15 protein-coding genes and 1 pseudogene are annotated in these 19,649 nt (G+C 58.9%); 12 read left to right on the forward strand and 4 right to left on the reverse strand.

Annotation, left to right across the window (positions count from 1 at the left end):
- Window positions 1-58: 58 nt before the first annotated feature.
- Genes ACT3TR_RS08150 through etfB form a run of 3 tightly spaced genes read left to right on the forward strand, consistent with a single transcriptional unit; the run spans window position 59 to window position 4,168 of the window.
- The gene (locus ACT3TR_RS08150) at window positions 59-2,080 is read left to right on the forward strand and encodes a (Fe-S)-binding protein (RefSeq protein ID WP_096276986.1); all 2,022 of its coding nucleotides are present in this window, start codon (window positions 59-61) and stop codon (window positions 2,078-2,080) included.
- Window positions 2,077-3,354 (forward strand): electron transfer flavoprotein subunit alpha, encoded by a 1,278-nt coding sequence (gene etfA / locus ACT3TR_RS08155; RefSeq protein ID WP_096276984.1) that lies wholly within the window; start codon window positions 2,077-2,079, stop codon window positions 3,352-3,354. Before ACT3TR_RS08150 ends, etfA begins: the two co-directional genes overlap by 4 nt.
- Window positions 3,344-4,168, forward strand: coding sequence for an electron transfer flavoprotein subunit beta (gene etfB, locus ACT3TR_RS08160; protein ID WP_096276982.1), 825 nt, complete (start codon window positions 3,344-3,346; stop codon window positions 4,166-4,168). The genes etfA and etfB overlap by 11 nt, the downstream gene beginning before the upstream one ends.
- A 202-nt stretch (window positions 4,169-4,370) precedes the next feature.
- Here the strand turns inward: etfB and ACT3TR_RS08165 are convergent, their stop codons facing one another.
- Both ACT3TR_RS08165 and ACT3TR_RS08170 read right to left on the reverse strand, forming a co-directional pair.
- Complete coding sequence (locus ACT3TR_RS08165) at window positions 4,371-5,258, reverse strand: DMT family transporter (RefSeq protein ID WP_096276980.1); 888 nt, start codon at window positions 5,256-5,258, stop codon at window positions 4,371-4,373.
- Window positions 5,259-5,347: 89 nt separating this feature from the next.
- Window positions 5,348-5,524 (reverse strand): annotated as a pseudogene (locus ACT3TR_RS08170) (BCCT family transporter); the annotation flags it as partial.
- Between the two features lie 53 nt (window positions 5,525-5,577).
- Between ACT3TR_RS08170 and ACT3TR_RS08175 the strand changes: the two are divergent.
- Window positions 5,578-5,811 carry a hypothetical protein gene (locus tag ACT3TR_RS08175; RefSeq protein ID WP_096276978.1) on the forward strand — a complete coding sequence of 78 codons (234 nt, stop codon included), beginning with the start codon at window positions 5,578-5,580 and terminating at the stop codon, window positions 5,809-5,811.
- A gap of 74 nt (window positions 5,812-5,885) precedes the next feature.
- Here the strand turns inward: ACT3TR_RS08175 and ACT3TR_RS08180 are convergent, their stop codons facing one another.
- Window positions 5,886-7,172, reverse strand: coding sequence for an aromatic ring-hydroxylating oxygenase subunit alpha (locus ACT3TR_RS08180; RefSeq protein ID WP_444624853.1), 1,287 nt, complete (start codon window positions 7,170-7,172; stop codon window positions 5,886-5,888).
- Between the two features lie 368 nt (window positions 7,173-7,540).
- Between ACT3TR_RS08180 and ACT3TR_RS08185 the strand changes: the two genes are divergently transcribed.
- The gene (locus ACT3TR_RS08185) at window positions 7,541-8,647 is read left to right on the forward strand and encodes a hybrid-cluster NAD(P)-dependent oxidoreductase (protein WP_096276974.1); all 1,107 of its coding nucleotides are present in this window, start codon (window positions 7,541-7,543) and stop codon (window positions 8,645-8,647) included.
- A gap of 167 nt (window positions 8,648-8,814) precedes the next feature.
- Here the strand turns inward: ACT3TR_RS08185 and fdhA are convergent, their stop codons facing one another.
- Window positions 8,815-10,002: a formaldehyde dehydrogenase, glutathione-independent gene (gene fdhA, locus ACT3TR_RS08190; protein ID WP_096276971.1), complete on the reverse strand. Its 1,188-nt coding sequence runs from the start codon at window positions 10,000-10,002 to the stop codon at window positions 8,815-8,817.
- Between the two features lie 402 nt (window positions 10,003-10,404).
- Here fdhA and glyA point away from each other — a divergent pair, with 402 nt between their 5' ends.
- The 7 genes from glyA to ACT3TR_RS08225 all read left to right on the forward strand — a co-directional run bounded on the left by glyA (window position 10,405) and on the right by ACT3TR_RS08225 (window position 19,579).
- A complete protein-coding gene (gene glyA / locus ACT3TR_RS08195; protein ID WP_444624852.1) occupies window positions 10,405-11,736 on the forward strand; it encodes a serine hydroxymethyltransferase in 1,332 nt (443 codons plus the stop codon).
- Between the two features lie 45 nt (window positions 11,737-11,781).
- On the forward strand, window positions 11,782-13,032 hold the full coding sequence (locus tag ACT3TR_RS08200; protein WP_444624851.1) for a sarcosine oxidase subunit beta family protein: 1,251 nt from the start codon (window positions 11,782-11,784) through the stop codon (window positions 13,030-13,032).
- A 12-nt stretch (window positions 13,033-13,044) separates the two neighbouring features.
- Window positions 13,045-13,434: a sarcosine oxidase subunit delta gene (locus ACT3TR_RS08205; protein WP_441684465.1), complete on the forward strand. Its 390-nt coding sequence runs from the start codon at window positions 13,045-13,047 to the stop codon at window positions 13,432-13,434.
- A complete protein-coding gene (locus ACT3TR_RS08210) occupies window positions 13,431-16,472 on the forward strand; it encodes a sarcosine oxidase subunit alpha family protein (protein ID WP_444624850.1) in 3,042 nt (1,013 codons plus the stop codon). The genes ACT3TR_RS08205 and ACT3TR_RS08210 overlap by 4 nt, the downstream gene beginning before the upstream one ends.
- The gene (locus ACT3TR_RS08215; RefSeq protein ID WP_441684467.1) at window positions 16,465-17,100 is read left to right on the forward strand and encodes a sarcosine oxidase subunit gamma; all 636 of its coding nucleotides are present in this window, start codon (window positions 16,465-16,467) and stop codon (window positions 17,098-17,100) included. The genes ACT3TR_RS08210 and ACT3TR_RS08215 overlap by 8 nt, the downstream gene beginning before the upstream one ends.
- Window positions 17,101-17,166: 66 nt before the next feature.
- Window positions 17,167-18,033 (forward strand): formyltetrahydrofolate deformylase, encoded by an 867-nt coding sequence (gene purU / locus ACT3TR_RS08220; RefSeq protein WP_193063144.1) that lies wholly within the window; start codon window positions 17,167-17,169, stop codon window positions 18,031-18,033.
- A gap of 163 nt (window positions 18,034-18,196) precedes the next feature.
- A complete protein-coding gene (locus tag ACT3TR_RS08225; RefSeq protein WP_193063142.1) occupies window positions 18,197-19,579 on the forward strand; it encodes an L-serine ammonia-lyase in 1,383 nt (460 codons plus the stop codon).
- The last annotated feature ends 70 nt before the right edge of the window (window positions 19,580-19,649 follow it).

Here is a 19,649-nt window from a genome sequence, read left to right on the forward strand (position 1 = left end):
TCATGGGTCGTAAGGCCCATGATTCAGACCTTACGGTGTCTCTGAGAGGAGAGACGCCATGCTTGATGCCCTTTTGCCGATTCTGCTTTTTTCTGCGCTACTGCTGGCTGCCATCGGTGCGGTTCGCCGCGTTCGCCTATGGCGCCAGGGGCGGCCCTCTCGCGTGCCCGTTTTCAAGGGGCTGATGCAGGTGCCCAGACGCTACCTGGTCGACCTACACCACGTCGTTGAGCGGGACAAGTACATTTCCCACACCCACGTGGCCACCGCCGGTGGCTTCGTGCTGGCTGCGCTGTTGGCGATTATCGTCCACGGCTTTGGCCTAGACAGCGCCATCCTTGCCTGGGTGCTCCTGGCCGCGACGACCAGCATGCTTGTGGGTAGCATTCTGGTCGCCAAGCGACGCAGTCCGCCGCCATCGCGGCTTTCTAAAGGGCCCTGGATGCGCCTGCCGAAAAGCCTGATGGCGTTCTCGGTGGGTATGTTCGTGGTCACCCTGCCCACCGCCGGCATTCTGCCGGAAGGCGTTTTCCAAAGCGGTGTGGGTTGGTTCACCGCGCTCGCACTGGCCGCGGTCATCATGTGGGGGCTGGGTGAAATGTTCTTCGGCATGACCTGGGGCGGGCCGATGAAGCATGCCTTTGCCGGCGCTCTTCACTTGGCCTTCCACCGTCGTCCCGAGCGCTTTTCAAAGCGCAACGGCGGTGAGCATCGCTCCACCGGACTCAAGCCGCTAGCACTGAATGACGACCATGCAAAACTGGGCGTTGAGATACCGGCTGACTTCACCTGGAACCAACTGCTGGGCTTTGATGCCTGTGTACAGTGCGGGCGCTGTGAAGCGGTCTGTCCCGCCTTTGCCGCCGGGCAGCCGCTCAATCCCAAGAAGCTGATTCAAGACATGGTCGTCGGCATGGCCGGCGGCAGCGATGCGAACTACGCAGGCTCCCCCTACCCCGGCAAGCCGGTGGGCGAGCACGACGGCAGCCCTCATGGCCCCATCGTCGGCCGTGACGGTGGCGCGCTGGTGGATGCCGAAACGCTATGGTCATGCACTACCTGCCGGGCCTGCGTTGAAGAGTGCCCGATGATGATCGAGCACGTGGACGCCATCGTGGACATGCGCCGCTTTCTGACCCTGGAGCACGGCAATACGCCTAACAAGGGCGCCGAAGTACTGGATAACCTGATAGCCACCGACAACCCTGGCGGGTTCGACCCCGACTCTCGCTTGCACTGGGCCGCGGATTTGAATCTGCCGCTGATGGCCGACAAGCGCGAAGCCGATGTGCTGCTGTGGCTGGGCGACGGCGTGTTTGATATGCGCAACCAGCGTACGCTGCGCGCGTTTATCAGCGTACTGCGTGCTGCGGGAGTCGACTTTGCCGTGCTGGGTAATGAAGAGCGCGACAGCGGCGATGTGGCCCGCCGCCTGGGCGATGAGGCCACGTTCCAGACCCTGGCGCGGCGCAATATCAACACTCTAAGCCAATACCGCTTCGCGCGCATCGTGACCTGCGACCCGCACAGTTTCCATGTGCTTAAAAACGAGTACGCCGATCTCGGCACCGCTGACATGCCGGCCCGGTACGACGTCTTCCACCACAGTACTTATCTCAACCAGCTGTTGGAAGACGACAAGCTCATGCTCAAGGCCTGGAAAGGTGGCAGCGTCACTTATCACGACCCCTGCTATCTAGGCCGCTATAACGGTGAATACGAAGCACCGCGCTCCGTGCTCAAGGCGTTGGGTATCGAGATTAAGGAAATGGCCCGCTCCGGCTATCGCTCCCGCTGTTGCGGTGGCGGTGGCGGCGCGCCGATTACCGACATCCCCGGCAAGCAGCGTATTCCTGATATGCGCATGGAAGACGTTCGCGAAACGGGTGCCGATCTGGTCGCAGTAGGTTGCCCGCAGTGTACTGCCATGCTGGAAGGCGTGGTTGAGCCCCGCGCCGACATCAAGGATATCGCTGAACTGGTCGCCGATGCGCTGATCATCAAAACGCCTGACGAAAAGGCGGCCCAAAGCAAGCCCGCATCAGCAGCACCGCGCACTGTCGAGGAGGTAACGCCATGAGCGAGCTTGTTCGTCGCGACCCTCGTAAGGAGTGGATCGCCCGTAACCGTCTGCACCCACAGCACCTTGAGGTGCTGGCTGAACTCGGCGGAGGCGCCGTAGCCAGTGAATGGATGGGGCCTAACGGCGTCATACGCCGCAACCCGCACGCAGCCGGCTTTATCGGGCCCAACGGCATCCGACGGGTCGACCGCAGCGGCGTTCAACAGGCGGCCCAGTCGCCGGGACGCAGTGTTGAGTCCAAGGATGCACGCCGCCCGGTGGCTATCGATACTCCAGCATTTATGGTGGCGGTAGTGCCCGATATGACCGGTGGGCGTCTTTCGTCTCACGATCGCGACTTGCTGGGCCTGGCCCGGCAGTTGGCCGATGCCGATGTGACCCAGCCCGGCGCCGTGCTGGCTATCGTCTTTGGCGAACATAAAGAAATCGCCTTTGGCGAGGCAGGCATTGATCGGTTGCTGCACCTGGAGGGCGCACGCTTCTGGGGCTACTTGCCGGAGCTTAGCGTCGCCACCTTGCAGGGGGTGGACCGTGAAACGGCGCCCCGCTACTGGCTGCTGCCTGACTCATCCATTGGCGGAGAGCTGGGGCGGCGGCTGGCCGCGAGGCTTGGCGAGCGCCCAGCCGCTCAGGTCTGGCAGGTTGAGGCCGAGACAAAAAGCGCGACAGGCTGGCGCTGTACCGCACGCGGCGCAGCGGGCAGAAACGATATTACCCGCGCCCTGCCACGTATTGTGATGGCCTTGGCCGAGTGCGCCGACCCGGTCAGCGAAACCCGCCATGCGGCTGAGCCGATCGCTCTTTCGCACGGGCTTCCCGACATGCTCAGGCGGATTGAGGACATGGGCGAAGTGGCGGTTGACCCGGCCAGCGTGTCGCTTGCTGAAGCCGAGTTTATTCTTTCCGCTGGTAACGGCGTCAAAGATTGGGACAGCTATCACCACGCCGCCGAAGTGCTCGGTGCCACTAAGGGCGCCTCACGCGTGGCGGTGGATGATGGCTTTATGCCACGGGATCGCCAAGTGGGCGCGACCGGCACCTGGGTTTCCGCCCGAGTCTATATGGCGGTGGGGATTTCCGGCGCCATCCAGCACCTTCAAGGCATTCAGAGCTGCGATAAGGTCGTGGCCATCAACCTGGATGAAGGGTGCGATATGGTCAAACGTGCTGATCTGAGCGTAATCGGCGATGCCAGTCAGGTCCTCGCGGCCCTTGTCGCGCGCATGGAGCAGTACCGCGCCGAACAGCAGGAGAATCGCGATGCCGCATGATGCCAGTAACACCAGTGTTAGCCACTCGAATGCCAGCAGCCTGAACGTGACCGTACTGGTCTCGGTAGGCCGCCACCCGCTGACTGCACGAACGCGGCGCGCTGACCAGGACGCCCGAGCGGTGGAAATGGCCCTGATGCTGACAGGCGCCTCGGTCAGCCTGCTACATGCAGGCCAACAGGACAGCGACCATGAAGAGGCCATCCGCGGCTATCTCGGCATGGGCATCGACTCGGTCGGCCTGATCGAACAGAGTCCCCAGGCCGATGTGGTACCCGCCCTGGCGAAAGCGCTGCGCGAAAGCACCCCGCAGTTGGTGCTGACCGGCACCCGCGCCGAAACCGGTGAGGCCTCGGGCGTGACGCCGTACCTGTTGGCCGAGGCGCTTGGCTGGCCGATCATTACCGGCCTGGCCGCGGTCGAGAAAATCGAGCAGGGAACGGCGGTAGTGCTTCAGGCCCTACCCCGCGGCAAGCGGCGGCGCCTGCGTATTCGCTTACCGGCGATTGCCACCGTCGACAGCAGCGCGCCTCCGGCACGCCAGAGCGCGTTTGGCCCAGCCAAACGCGGCGAGCTAGCGCATCAGCAAGCGCCCAGCGAGATCGACGAAGACCTGGCCACGTGGCACATTCAGCCAGCGCGCAAGCGCCCTAAACGGCTCAAGATCGTCAAGTCGTCATCGGCGCGTGACCGCTTCAAGGCAGCAGCTGCCAAAGCCGGTGGTGGCGGCGGGCAAACGCTCAACGACGTCACCCCGGAACAGGGAGCCGAGGCGATCTTCAAGCTGCTCAAGGAAGAAGGGGTGCTGCGTTAGGCATTCTCTTCTACGTCACCTTTCACAACCGTTCAACCCGCCTAACAAGGCGGGCTGAACAGTTTGGAACTGGCCAGATTCTGCACGATGCTCGGCGTGGTCAGGAGTAACCCGTAGCGGGGGTCTTTAGCCATGGCCGAAAAATGCCCCTGCATCTTCGGCATTCCCTCTCGGGTTCAAGCCCTCCTCCTTCGGTTTTTGGTTATTTACCCACAAACCCCGGATACAGCCGCAAACGCTGCCTTTCACGATGCAGGCCGATCCCCGCGTGCACCACCAAAACGGTGATAACCACCGCCCCGCCCGCCAGCGTCGAGGCCGTAGGCTCCTCGCCCAGCCACCACCACACCCACAACGTGCCCAGCGCTGTTTCCACCAAATAGAAAAGTGCCACTTCCGTCGATGGCAGATAGCGGGTAGCGCTGTTGATTAGCACCGTGGCCAGCGGCATCTGAATAAGCCCCATCACCGCGAGCACGCCGTAGCGCGGGACATCCAGCGAAAACGGCGCAGCCAAGGGCAATGCAATAGCCGCCGAAAGCAAGCCCCCGCCGGCAATCACCACGATACGGTCAATATTTGGATAACAACGCAGCACCGTCAGATTGCCCCCGATTGCCAGCGCCGCCGCCAGGGCATACAAGTTGCCCACCAGCATCCCCGTGGCGCCCTCGCCCATAAAGACCAGGCTCATGCCTAGCATGCTGATGACAATCGCCACCAGCGTTCGCAAGGCAACACGCTCGTTGAGAAAAACCCGCGAAAACAGCGCGGCGAACAGAGGCGCGGTACTAAGAATCACCACCACGTTAGCTACGTTGGCGTTCATCACCGCCAGCACGAAAAGCGCCGAAATCAGCCCAAGCAGTATTGCCGAGACCAGTGAGGCGAACGGATTGACGCGCAGCCTGACCAGCCGATTGCCTACAAGGGACAACAACCCCAGCACGCTGAACATCAAAAAACCGCGCCAGAACACGATGGTCCAGCCATCAGTATCAGCAAGGCGAATCAGCAGGCCATCAAAGCTGAGGAATATCACCCCCAGTACCACCATAAGCAAGCCGCGTTGATAAGCACTTAGCTGCATGGGTCTGACTCCTGATCGGCAAAAAAGATAACCGCCCACCGAAGGGGCGAGCGGTTAAGCGTAACAGTGGATCACTGGCTTAGGGGAGACCAGGAGATGCGCGAGTACTCCAGTTTCGCTTTGCTGCCGCCCAGGCGTATCCGCCCAAGTGGCAAACAGATCAACACGAGACAGAACACCACAAACATATTGCCCGCAATCATGAACAACCAGTCGAAATGCTCGATCGACCAGCTTTTGGCAACGCCCAACGGGGTATTAGCGGCCAGTTACGGGTACACTGACAGGCCAAACGACCAACACGTGAGAGGGTGCCGTCATGATGATTGTGGAACTGATTGATGGTGACGATTTTCGAGCGCGCCTAACCGCGCTGGGTATCGATATTCCTGATGGTGCCGACCCCGATACATGTGCGCGTATCGCGGCACAGGCGCATCAGCAAAAAGCGGTTCCAGGACTCCCTGCACTGGTCCACGAACTCATGGCACAGCAAGCCATCATGCTACCGTCGGTACGCCAAGCAATTGAGCGTTTCCTGCCCTTTGAGTGATGGCTAATCAGTAATGGATAAATAGCGCCTGACAGCGGGCCCGCCAGCACGGGCCCGTTTGTTATAAAAGCGTTCTAGCCCTGGGCCAACTGTAGCGCTACGCTATCGCTGCCCAAGTTGGTGAGCATGCACTCGGCGTACCAGTCGATAAAGTCGATAACCCCAAACTCATAGGTTTGTGAATAAGGCCCGGGCTGGTAGGCCTTTGAATTGATGCCGCGCTGGTTCTCTTCCACCAGCTGGCGATCCTGATCGTTGGTGGCATCCCATACGCGGCGCATGTTTTCAGGATCGTAATCCACGCCTTCCACCGCATCCTTATGCACCAGCCATTTGGTGGTGACCATGGTTTGCTGTGGGCCGAGCGGCAACACCCGAAACACCACGGCATGATCACCCATGAAATGGTTCCAGGAGTTGGGCAGGTGCAGAATGCGCAGCGATCCCATATCCGGGCTGGTCAGCCGGCCCATGAGCTTCTGGCAGCCCGGCTTGCCGTCCATGGTCATGGAGACCACGCCATCGAGTAGCGGCGTTCTCGTCACGCGATTGCGCTTGCCAAAGCGTTTTAGCTGCCAGGGTATCTGCTCGCCGTTCCAGTCGGCCTGCTTGCGGGTTACCAGATCCTTGTACTTATCTGTCGCACGCGGGTCTTCGGTATCGTCAAACTCGATCAGCGAGTTAAGCAGCTCCGGGTGCGCGCCGTTACAGTGGTAGCACTCACGGTTGTTTTCGATGACCAGCTTCCAGTTAGCCTGCTCGATAATGCTCGACTCAGCGGCGACCTTGACGTTATCCATCTGGTACGGCTCAAGGTAATGCTCAAGGGTGACCAGAAAATCATCGATGGCCGGCGGGTTATCACTCAGGTTGATAAACACAAAGCCGCCGGCGGTACACACGCTGACGGGCTTCAAACCAAACTGATTAAGATCGAAGTCAGTGCCCATATCGCTTCCGGCAAACAGCAACCGGCCATCGAGCTCATAGGTCCACTGGTGGTAGGGGCACACCAGCTTGGCGACTTTACCCTTGTCCTTGGTGCACAGCCGTGAACCGCGGTGGCGACATACGTTATGAAACGCATGAATCTGACCTTCGCCGCCGCGCACGATAACAATCGGGTTGTCACCGATCTCTAACGTCATGAAATTGCCCTTGGCCGGGATCTCACAGATCATGTCCGCAAATAGCCATTCCTTTTCAAAGACTTCCTGCATATCGAGCGCAAACAGGCGGGCATCGTTGTAGAACGGTTGGGGTAGAGAAAAGGCGCTCGCCCGGGACTGCAGCATATCAACCGTCGCTTCACGCATGAATGCCAGTGGGTCGTTGTGTGTGTAATCCATTGTCTTGTTCATACCAGATATCCTTTTTAACACCGCCTCCCTTACTCAGGACGGCGACAGGGTCGTTAACCAAACGTGATTGTCTTGTTGTTAAGTTGCGTAACCTGGCGATTGTGTGAAGCGCGCAGCGCTTGTTACTTATTGATGGATTGTGGTGCAGGGCTTTTGCCGTCAATTATCTGCCCACGACACTATGTGGCGTGGCGACGACGTAAGCGGAGATTTTTGATCAGCAGAAGGTGTTGCAAGGTAAGCGTGTGTCGCTAACAGGCAAGCTGGCCGCAAAGCGCGTACCCAGAATGCAGGGTAATGGTGCTGGGCCGTGCAAACAGGACGGGCCGGTGAAGGCAACCCGATAGCACAGCCATATTGAGACGACGATGACAATGAACTTCTTCAATCCCGTCACGACCCAGACCTGGACCAACGGTCGCCACCATGTGCGGTGCGTCAAGATCATTCAGGAAACCTTTGACGTTCGCACGTTCTGCTTTATGGCTGAACAGCCGGTAATGTTCTTCTTCAAGCCGGGCCAGTTTGTGACGCTGGAGCTTGAAATAGACACTCAGCCGATCATGCGCTCCTATACGATCTCAAGCTCTCCCTCTGTGCCTTATAGTTTTTCAATCACGGTCAAGCAGGTGCCAGGCGGCCATGTCTCCAACTGGCTGCACGCCAACCTCAAGGTAGGCGACGAGCTGGTAGTCCATGGCCCGGTGGGTAACTTTAACTCAATCGACTTTCCTGCCGAAAAGGTGCTGTTCCTCTCCGGCGGAGTGGGCATTACCCCACTGATGTCGATGACCCGCTGGTTCTTCGATACCAATGCCAACGTAGACGTCGAGTTTATTCACAGTGCACGGGCGCCACGTGACGTCATCTATCACCGCGAGCTAGTGCATATGTTCTCGCGTATTCCCGAGTTCAAGCTGCATATCGTGTGCGAAAAGAAAGACGATATTGGCGAGGCGTGGGCCGGCTACCGGGGCTTTCTGACCCAGCCCATGCTTGAGCTGATGGCACCGGATTTTCTGGAAAGAGAAATATTCTGCTGTGGCCCGACGCCCTATATGAACGCCATCAAGGCGATTTTACGCGCTAACAACTACGACATGGATCACTACCATGAAGAGTCGTTTGGCGCCACGCCGATGGACGTTCAGGAAGATGTCCTGGAGCTTGCCGAACAGGCCGAAGTGGCAGCCGAGCAGGCCGAGCCCGAGGACCTGATCAATATCGAATTCGCCCAATCGAACAAAAGCGTGCGTATTCAGCCAGGCGAGACGGTGCACGCGGCGGCGGCCAAGCTGGGCCTGCATATTCCCAAGGCCTGCGGTATGGGCATCTGCGGCACTTGCCGGGTGGAACTGAAATCCGGTGAAGTGGAAATGGAACACAACGGCGGCATTACCGACGAGGATATTGAAGAGGGCTACATCCTGTCCTGCTGCAGCAAACCGAAAGGCGATCTGGTGGTCGATTTCTAACGCGGCAAGCCGATGCTCTTCAAGCAGGTCTTCCAAAAGCGGATACCGACGTGCTTCGGTATCCGTTTTTTATGCCGCTAACTCACCATAAGTAGACACAAAAAAATGCTCATGGCCTTTGGCCATGAGCATTTTCAGCGTTGATTAACCGTTCTTTCGACGCTTAATTAGGCAACGCCCAGCATTCCATGGGGGTCGAGTACAAACTTGCTCGCCACGCCCGCATCGAACTGCTCGTAGCCGGTCGGTGCATCTTCAAGCGAAATAACCTGCGCATTAACGATCTCGGCAATGTTCAAGCGCCCGTGCAGGATGGCTTGCATCAGTTGGCGGTTGTACTGTACCACCGGCGTCTGGCCTGTATGGAAAGAGAGCCCCTTGGCCCAGCCCTGGCCAAAGCGCAGGCTCAGATTACCAGTTTGCGCGGCTTTCTCGGTTGCGCCCGGATCTTCGGTCACGTAAAGCCCCGGAATGCCGATGGAGCCACCCTCACGGGTAACTTCCATCATCTGGTTAAGCACCACCGCCGGCTGCTCCTTACCGCCGTGTCCGATCGCCTCAAAACCGACTGCATCAATGGCGCTGTCAACGCTGGGCTCGCCGACCACCGCGGCAATCATTTCGCCCAGACGGTCATGCTTGCTCAGATCAATCGGCACAAAACCCATCTTGCGAGCGTGCTCCAGGCGCTGCTGATTGAAGTCACCAATCATTACCACGGCCGCCCCTAACAGGCGCGCCGAGGCTGCTGCGGCTAGCCCCACCGGGCCTGCGCCGGCAACGTAAACCGTAGAACCCGCACCCACGCCGGCTTTCAAAGCGCCGTGGAAACCGGTCGGGAGAATATCGCTCAGCATGGTCAAATCGCGGATCTGAGTCATGGCCTGGTCGCGATCCGGGAACTTGAGCAGATTGAAGTCGGCGTAAGGCACCATCACGTAGTGCGCCTGCCCGCCTACCCAGCCGCCCATGTCGACATAGCCGTAGGCACCGCCCGCACGATCATCGTTAACATGCAGGCAAAGGCCGGTATGACCTTCCTTGCAGGTACGGCAGCGGCCACAGGCCACGTTGAAAGGCACTGACACAATATCGCCAATGCTGAGGAATTCAACGCCCTTGCCCTTCTCGATCACCTCACCGGTGATCTCATGGCCCAGCACCATACCCGCAGGCGCCGTGGTCCGCCCGCGCACCATGTGCTGGTCGGAGCCACAAATATTCGTTGAAACCACTTTCAAAATGACGCCGTGATCAATGGGCTTGCCATTGGGCGTTTCCATTTTCGGGTAGGCGATATCCTGAACTTCGACCTTACCGTCGCCGATATAAACAACACCACGATTGTTGGACATGCGGAATCCTCTCTTCTGGGCACTGGCGCAGTCTCAAGAACGCTCTCAATAACTGCGCTGGCATCATTATTCTTGAATCGAGCTGGCGTATTTGAAGCACCTGCGAAAAGTGCTTCCGAACAAGCAGGCCAACTAAAAACATCAACCTGTTGCCGCAGCATGACGCACCCGGCCCCCCCACAATTACTCATAAGCGACGTCGAACAATAAATGGGCGACGCCTCATAAAGCCCCATAAAAAATTCAGGCCAATGTCGCAAATACGCCGAGCGGTGACGTCGGCAAGCATCTTGGGGGAAAGGCCCAACGATACTATCGCTGCAGGATAGCGTTGATCGGTGATGTGATTACCGACGCTAAAAGACTTCCGTATCGAAAAAAGCGACTAGCATGGAGACGCAGATGGCTCACAACAATTTTTCTCCCGACGCCCGCTTGGCTCACTACGACACAGCACTTGCTTCGGCAATTGCTGAAGAGACAGTGCGTCAAGAAGCCCATATCGAACTGATTGCTTCTGAGAATTACACCAGCAAACTGGTCATGGAAGCCCAGGGCACTCAGTTGACCAACAAATATGCGGAAGGCTATCCGGGCAAGCGCTATTACGGCGGCTGTGAATTCGTCGACAAGGTTGAAGCGCTGGCGATCGAGCGGGCATGTAGTCTCTTTGGCGCCAATTATGCCAACGTACAGCCCCACTCCGGCGCTCAAGCCAATGCGGCTGTGTTCATGGCGCTGGTAAGCCCCGGCGACACCATCCTGGGCATGAGTCTGGCCCACGGCGGCCACCTGACTCATGGCGCGGCGCCGAACTTCTCGGGCAAGCACTACAACGCTATCCAGTACGGCTTGGTTGAAGGCACCGGTGAGATCGACTACGAAGAAGTCGATCGTCTGGCGCGCGAGCATCAGCCGAAAATGATCATTGCTGGCTTTTCGGCCTATTCACGGGTCGTTGACTGGCGTCGTTTTCGCACCATCGCCGATGAAGTTGGTGCCTATCTGATGGTTGATATGGCCCACGTAGCCGGGCTGGTGGCCGCCGGGCTCTACCCAAGCCCGCTGCCCCACGCCCATGTCGTAACTACCACGACTCACAAGACACTGCGCGGCCCGCGCGGCGGCTTGATTCTGTCGGCCGATGGCGACGAGACGCTGTACAAAAAGCTCAACGGCGCGGTATTCCCCGGCCAGCAGGGCGGCCCGCTGATGCATGTGATCGCCGCCAAGGCCGTCGCGTTCAAGGAGGCCATGAATCAGGGTTTCGTCAACTATCAGCGCCAGGTCATCGAAAACGCCCGCACCATGGCCCGCGTCTTCGTTGAGCGCGGCTTTGACGTCGTTTCCGGCGGTACCGACGATCACCTGTTCCTGGTCTCGCTGATCAAGCAAGGCATTACCGGTAAAGATGCCGATGCGGCACTTGGGCGTGCACATATCACGGTCAACAAGAATACCGTGCCCAACGACCCGCAAAGCCCCTTCGTTACGTCGGGTCTGCGCATCGGCACGCCGGCGGTGACCACTCGCGGGATGGTAGAGGCGGACTGCGAACAGTTAGCTGGCTGGATCTGCGACATTCTGGACGTACTTGCCGACCAGCAGGACACCACGGCGGTAGAAAACCAGGTGCGCGAAAACGTCTCTGATCTGTGCGCCCACTACCCGGTGTATGGCCAAGCCCAAACCACGAGTGAGCAAGTGGCCGATAGCGCAACCTCAGTCGCCTGACGATAGCCGCAGCGGGCTCCACGGAGCCGATCAAGGAGAAACTTTATGCAACGTTATTCCGGCTTCGGACTGGTCAAACATGCGCTCGGGCACCACGAAAACTGGGAGCGCCAGTGGCGCAACCCCGAACCTAAAAAGCGCTACGACGTCATTATCGTCGGCGGTGGCGGCCACGGGCTAGCCACCGCCTACTACCTGGCAAAAGAGTTCGGCGTCAAAAATGTCGCCGTGGTCGAAAAAGGCTGGCTGGGCGGGGGTAATACCGCACGTAATACGACCATCGTACGTTCCAACTACCTGTGGGATGAAGCGGGACGGCTCTATAACCACTCGCTGGATCTATGGAAAGGCCTTTCCCAGGATCTGAACTACAACGTGATGTTTTCCCAGCGCGGCGTGCTCAACCTGGGCCACACCTTGCAGGATATGCGCGACATTCAGCGCCGCGTTCACGCCAACCGCCTGAACGGCATCGACAGTGAGGTGGTCACCCCCCAGCAGATCAAGGAGATCGAGCCTGAGCTGGATATCTCCACCCGCGCCCGCTACCCGATCATGGGGGCTTCCTGGCAGAAGAGCGCGGGCGTTGCACGCCACGACGCGGTCGCCTGGGGATATGCTCGCGCCGCCGACGCGCTGGGTGTCGACCTTTTGCAGAATACCGAAGTCACCGGCTTCAAGATTCGTGACGGCAAGGTGCTCGGCGTCCATACCAATCGCGGCGATATCGAAGCCAACACCGTGGGCTGTGTTGCGGCGGGTAATTCCGGCGTGCTGGCCAACATGGCGGGCATCAAACTGCCGCTAGAGTCGCATCCGCTGCAGGCGCTGGTCTCCGAGCCGCTCAAGCCAATTCTCAACACCGTCACCATGTCCAACCACGTTCACGGCTATATCAGTCAGTCCGACAAAGGCGATCTGGTCATCGGTGCCGGTATCGACGGCTACATAGGCTACGGCCAGCGCGGCAGCTACCCGACCATTGAGCACACCCTTCAGGCCATCGTTGAGATGTTCCCGATGTTCTCCCGGGTACGCATGAACCGCCAGTGGGGCGGCATTGTAGATACCTGCCCTGATGCCTGCCCGATTCTGTCCAAGACAAAGGTCAAGGGTCTGTATTTCAACTGTGGCTGGGGCACCGGTGGCTTCAAGGCGACCCCCGGCTCCGGACATATTTTCGCCGCGAGTCTGGCCAAAGGTGAAATGCATCCCATCGCTGCGCCTTTTTCCATCGATCGTTTCCATACCGGTGCGCTGATCGATGAACACGGCGCTGCTGGCGTGGCGCACTAAGGAGAGCCCATCATGTTTTATATCTTATGCCCTTACTGCAAGGAGCATCGCGAGGAAGAGGAGTTCCACGCTCGCGGCCAGGCCCACCTGATGCGCCCCTCCGACCCGGACAATACCAACGACGAAGAGTGGGGCGACTACCTGTTCTTCCGCAACAACCCGCGCGGCATTCACCACGAAATGTGGGTGCACTCAGTGGGCTGTCGCAAGTTTTTCAATATCACCCGCAACACGGTGACCTACGAGATTCTTGAAACTTACCCCATGGGTGAGCAGCCGACCATTACGGCGGCAACGCCCAACGTTCGTCACGAACAAGGCGTTCAAACGGCCGATGGTGGCTGGCAGACCGTGGGCGCACGCCCTGAAAGCAAGGCACTGAACGAGGAGGCTTCGTCATGACCCAGAAAAATCGTATTGATGCCGGCGGTCGCGTCGATCGCTCCCAGGTGCTTGAGTTCACCTTTAACGGCCATAGCTACCAAGGTTTTAAGGGCGACACGCTGGCCTCGGCACTGCTCGCCAATGGCGTGGATATCGTCAACCGCAGCTTCAAGTACTCACGCGCTCGCGGGATTGTCGCCGCAGGTGCTGAAGAGCCCAATGCGGTCGTCCAGCTAGGCGCCCGGGATAACACTCAGGTGCCCAACGTCCGTGCCACCCAGCAAGGCCTGTATAACGGTCTGGTGGCGCGTAGCACTAACGGCTGGCCTAACGTCCAGCGTGACGTAATGAGCTGGGTAGGCCGCCTGGGTGGTAACTTCATGCCGCCGGGGTTCTACTACAAAACCTTCATGGCTCCTGCCTCAATGTGGATGACCTATGAGAAGTACATCCGCATGGGCGCGGGCCTGGGCCGCGCACCCACTGAATCCGACCCCGATATCTACGATCACATGCATCATCACTGCGATGTGATGGTGATTGGTGCGGGTCCGGCGGGTCTTGCCGCGGCGCTTACCGCCGCCCGTGCCGGCGCCCGCGTTATCCTGTGCGACGAGCAAGAAGAAATGGGCGGCTCGCTGCTGGACAGCCGCGAGACCCTTGATGGTATCGCCGCGTCGCGCTGGATTAAGCAGACACTCAACGAGCTTGCTGGTATGGAAACCGTGATGCTGTTGCCGCGCACCACCGCTAACGGTTATCACGATCACAACTTTGTCACGCTGCACGAGCGGCGTACCGAGCACCTGGCCGATACTGCTCGTGAAGCGGGCTTCCCCGATGAGTCGCGGGCACGGCTGCACCGCGTGCGCGCCGCCCAGGTGGTGCTGGCCAGCGGCACCCACGAGCGCCCGCTGGTGTATGCCAACAATGACCTGCCAGGCAATATGCTCGCCGGAGCGGTCTCCAACTACATCCGCCGCTATGCGGTGGTGCCCGGCAACAGCCTGGTGCTCACCACCAGCAACGACCACGCCTATCGTGCCGCGCTTGACTGGAAAGAGGCTGGGCGCAAGGTCGTCGCGATTGTCGATGCGCGGGCCACCCCCGACGGCGACCTGGTTCGTCAGGCCCGCGACAGCGGTATTCGCGTTATCACCGGCAGTGCCGTGATTGAGTCGCGTGGCAACCAGCGCGTCACCGGGGCACGGGTTTCCGCCATTGATCTCAAGCGCCATGCGGTGACCGGGAAGGTCGAAGAACTTGTGTGCGATACCATCGCAAGCTCTGGCGGCTATAGCCCGGTGGTTCACCTGTCTTCACACACCGGTACGCGGCCCATCTGGAATGATGAGCTGCTGGGCTTTATACCCGGCAAGGTCAGGGGCATGCAATCGGTAGGCGGTGTGGCCGGTTACTATGCGTTGAGCGAGACACTGGCTGATGGCGCTCGCGCTGGCCGCCTGGCCGCGCTGGAAAGTGGCTTTAACAACGCTCAGGATATCGTGCTGCCGGCTACTCAGGCGCGACGCGACGCTCCGGCCTGCGCACTTTATCAGGTGCCCCATGAAAAGAGCGCCCTACGTGCCCCCAAGCAGTTTGTTGACCTGCAAAACGATGTCACCGCCGCGGGCATTGAAGTGGCCACCCGCGAAGGCTTTGAATCCATCGAACACGTCAAGCGCTACACCGCACTGGGCTTTGGTACCGACCAGGGCAAGCTGGGTAACATCAACGGTATGGCGATTGCTGCACGCTGCCTGGGTCGATCGATTCCTGAAGTAGGCACCACCGTTTTCCGGCCCAACTACACGCCGGTTACCTTTGGCGCTATCGTTGGTCGCCACTGCGGCGAACTGTTTGATCCCAAACGCTACACCGCGCTGCACGAGTGGCACGTGGAAAACGGTGCCGAATTCGAGGACGTGGGGCAGTGGAAACGCCCCTGGTACTTTCCTCGCTTGGTCAACGGTAAAAAAGAAACCATGCACGAAGCGGTGGCTCGCGAGTGCCTGGCGGTGCGCGAAGGCGTGGGCATTCTCGATGCCTCCACCCTGGGCAAGATCGATATTCAAGGCCCGGATGCCCGCGAGTTCCTGGGCCGCATCTATACCAACAAGTGGGCCCAGCTAGCCCCCGGGCGCGTGCGCTACGGCCTGATGTGTAAAGACGACGGTATGCTGATGGACGACGGCACCACCAGCTGTCTGGGCGATAACCACTTCCTGATGACCACCACCACCGGTGGCGCAGCAGGCGTGCTGGAATGGCTGGAGCTGTGGCACCAAACCGAATGGCCCGAGCTTCAGGTCTACTTCAATTCGGTAACCGACCACTGGGCGACCATGACCGTAACCGGCCCGGATGCGCGTAAGCTGCTTTCCGAGCTAACGGATATGGATCTTGATAAAGAGAACTTCAAGTTCATGGATTGGCGCGATGCGACGGTCGCCGAAGTGCCCGCGCGTATCTTCCGTATCTCGTTTACCGGGGAGCTGGCGTTTGAAATCAACGTGCAGGCCAACTACGCCATGCACGTCTGGAAAAAACTCTTTGAGCACGGCAAGAAGTATGACCTGACGCCCTACGGCACCGAGACCATGCACGTACTGCGCGCCGAGAAAGGCCTGATCATCGTGGGGCAGGATACCGACGGCTCGGTGACCCCGGAAGACCTCGGCATGCAGTGGGCCATCGGTTACGACAAGCCCTTCCCATGGATCGGCAAGCGGGCCCTGTCACGCCCGGATACTCGCCGCCAGGATCGCAAACAGTTTGTCGGCCTGAAGCCCAAGGATCCCACTGTAGTGCTGGAAGAAGGCGCGCAGATCGTGTTTGACGGAAAACAGTCGATTCCTATGGATATGAAGGGCCACGTGACCTCCAGTTATTACAGTGCGTCGCTCATACATGGCTTTGCCCTGGCCGTGGTGATGGGTGGTCACGAGCGAATGGGCCAAGCCGTGTATATCCCCATGGCGGACGGCACGGTGCATGAAGCCGAAATCGTAAGCCCTGTGTTTATCGACCCAAAAGGAGAACGCCAGCATGTCTAACGTGCGAGAGTTCAACACCGTGCCTGACGGTCACCCGTCAGTTGAGTCTCCCCTGGCGTGGAGCTATCAGCAGCACCCGGCGCCCCGCGCCAACGGCCTACACACAGGCATTGTGCTGCGTGAAAAAGCCTTGCTAGGCCACCTGGTGCTGCGTGGTGGCGCTATCGTGCTGGATGAGGCGGTTCGCGCAACGCTCGGCATTAGCCTACCGGCCAAGCCCAACGCGCTTGCGTTTGATGACAGCGGCGAGCGCTCGATTCAGTGGCTGTCGCCCGATGAGTGGCTGGTGATCGTGCCAGGCGGCGAGGAGTTTGCGTTGGAAAATGCGCTGCGCCGTGCGCTTGGCGATGCCCACTACGGCATCGTCAACGCGAGTGGCGGCCAGACGGTACTGACACTTAGCGGCGAGAACGCCCGCGACGTGCTGATGAAATCGACGCCCTACGATGTGCATCCCAATGCTTTCCTGGTGGGAAAGGGCGTTACCACGGTCTTTGCCAAGGCCACCGTTGTCCTGCGCCGCCCTTCCGAGACGCACTGGGAGCTGGTGGTGCGCCGCAGCTTTGCCGACTACTGCTACCGCTGGCTGCTTGACGCCTCGGCGGAATATGGCATCGACACACAATAATAAGCCACAGGCCGGCATCGCTGGCCTGCCCTGACTTACTGATTAAGCTGATGAAAGAGAAGCGCCATGAGCCGAATGACGGATACCTGGATACTTGCCGCCCAATGCCCCAGTATTTTGGGCACGGTCGATGTCGTGACCCGCTTTTTAAAGGAGCAGTACTGCTATATCACCGAACTTAACTCCTTCGATGATCGGCTAGGCGAGCGTTTCTTTATTCGGGCGGAGTTTCGCCCCGAGCTTGATGCCTTCAACGAGCAGACGTTTCAGGAAAATTTTGAACACCGCGCGGCTGAGTTCGGCATGACGTTTGAATTGACCCCGCCGGCCAAGCGAACGGGTGCCGTTATTCTTGTGTCCAAAGCGGATCACTGTTTAAACGATCTGCTCTACCGCTACCGTACCGGGCAGCTGTCGCTAGATATCAAGGCGATCATCTCCAATCATCCGGATCTTGAGCCGCTCGCGAGCTGGCACGACCTGCCTTATTATCATTTGCCCATCACGCCCGACACCAAGGCTGAGCAAGAGACCCAGGTACTCGATATTATTGAAGGCACCGGGGCGGAGCTGGTGATTTTGGCGCGCTACATGCAGGTGCTATCGCCGCGCATGTGCGAGCTTCTGAGCGGGCGAGCCATCAATATTCACCACTCGCTGCTGCCGGGCTTCAAAGGCGCGAAACCTTACCACCAGGCCTATGACAAGGGCGTTAAGCTGGTCGGCGCCACGGCGCACTACATCAATAACGATCTTGATGAGGGGCCGATTATCGCCCAAGGGGTAGAGCCGGTTGATCATGCGCACTACCCTGAGGACCTGGTTGCCAAAGGGCGCGATATAGAGTGCCTGACGCTGGCCAGGGCTATTGGTTACCATCTTGAGCGACGGGTTTTCCTGCATAACGGGCGCACGGTCGTGTTCGGCAACTGATCGCGTATCATGCATAACGCGACGTTTTTCACTAAAGCCAGCAACACAATAGTTAAGTCTGTTCATCGGTTTTGACGATCGGTAAATAATGCGGCATTAATGCATGTTTATCCTGTCTTAAACCTGATGAGCCGGCTTTTTTATTCCCAATTAGAGGTCTTCCATGCCTATCAGTGTTTTCGATCTTTTCAAGATTGGCGTCGGCCCATCCAGCTCGCATACAGTCGGCCCCATGATGGCAGCCTTCAAGTTTGCGACGGTTCTGCGCGATAGCCAGATACTGGACCAGGTGGGCCGCCTGGAAGTGCACCTGTATGGCTCGCTTTCCGCCACAGGCATTGGCCATGGAACCGACCACGCCATTGTCATGGGCTTGTTGGGAGAGCGGCCTGACACCATCGACCCCTCGATTATCTTGCCGACCGTAGAGGCGTTAAAAGACACTCGCGGCCTGTCGCTGGGCCGCCAGAAAGATGTTGTTTTTGTTTGGGATCGGGACATTATCTTTCATGAAGAGAGCCTGCCCCACCACCCTAATGCTATGAAGCTTTGTGCCTTTGCTGAGGACGACAGCCTGCTGACCGCCAATACCTATTACTCGGTAGGCGGCGGCTTTGTGGTCGATCAGAATCAGGTAGATGCCAAGCTTGAAGACATGGATACGGCCGAGATCCCCTTCGATTTCAACTCCGCGGAAGAGCTTCTGGCCATGTGCAAACGCGAAAACATGAGCATTAGCCGCCTGATGCTGGAAAACGAGAAAACCTGGCGCGGCGAGCAGGAGGTCAGAGACGAACTTTGGCGCATTTGGCAGGTCATGTGCGAGTGCATTGATAACGGGCTAATCCATGAAGGAATCTTACCCGGCGGGCTTAACGTCAAGCGCCGGGCAAGGCAGCTTCACCAACGCCTGCAGGCGGCCGAGCAGAACGACTGCCTGATTGCCTCTACCTTTTCCGCTATGGAATGGGTCAATATCTTCGCACTCGCCGTGAACGAGGAGAATGCCGCCGGTGGGCGTATGGTCACCGCCCCAACCAACGGCGCAGCGGGGATCATTCCCGCCGTGCTGCACTACTACATGAAGTTTCAGGCGGGTGCCAGCGAGCGCAACGTGGTGGACTTCCTGCTTACGGCCGGCGCAATCGGCATTCTATGCAAGAAGAACGCCTCCATATCCGGCGCCGAAGTAGGCTGCCAGGGCGAAGTGGGCTCGGCATGCGCCATGGCCGCCGCGGGCTTGGCTGAAGTCATGGGCGCCACGCCTGAGCAGGTCGAAAACGCCGCCGAAATCGGCCTGGAGCACAATCTGGGGCTGACCTGTGACCCGGTGGGCGGCCTGGTTCAGGTGCCCTGCATCGAGCGCAATGCCATTGCCACCGTCAAGGCGATCAACGCCGCCCAGATGGCCCTGCGCGGCGACGGCACCCACTTTATCTCCCTAGATAAAGTCATCCGCACGATGCGCGACACCGGAAAAGACATGCTGGATAAGTACAAGGAAACGTCCAAGGGCGGATTGGCCGTTAATGCCATTGAGTGTTAGAGCGTGCGCTTTAGCTATACATTTCTGAGCTAAAATACTATCTAGCGCTTTGTTCATTAAAAGCCCAAGT

It is taken from the genome of Halomonas sp. AOP12-B1-6, from assembly GCF_052379225.1.
GTDB lineage: Bacteria > Pseudomonadota > Gammaproteobacteria > Pseudomonadales > Halomonadaceae > Vreelandella > Vreelandella casei.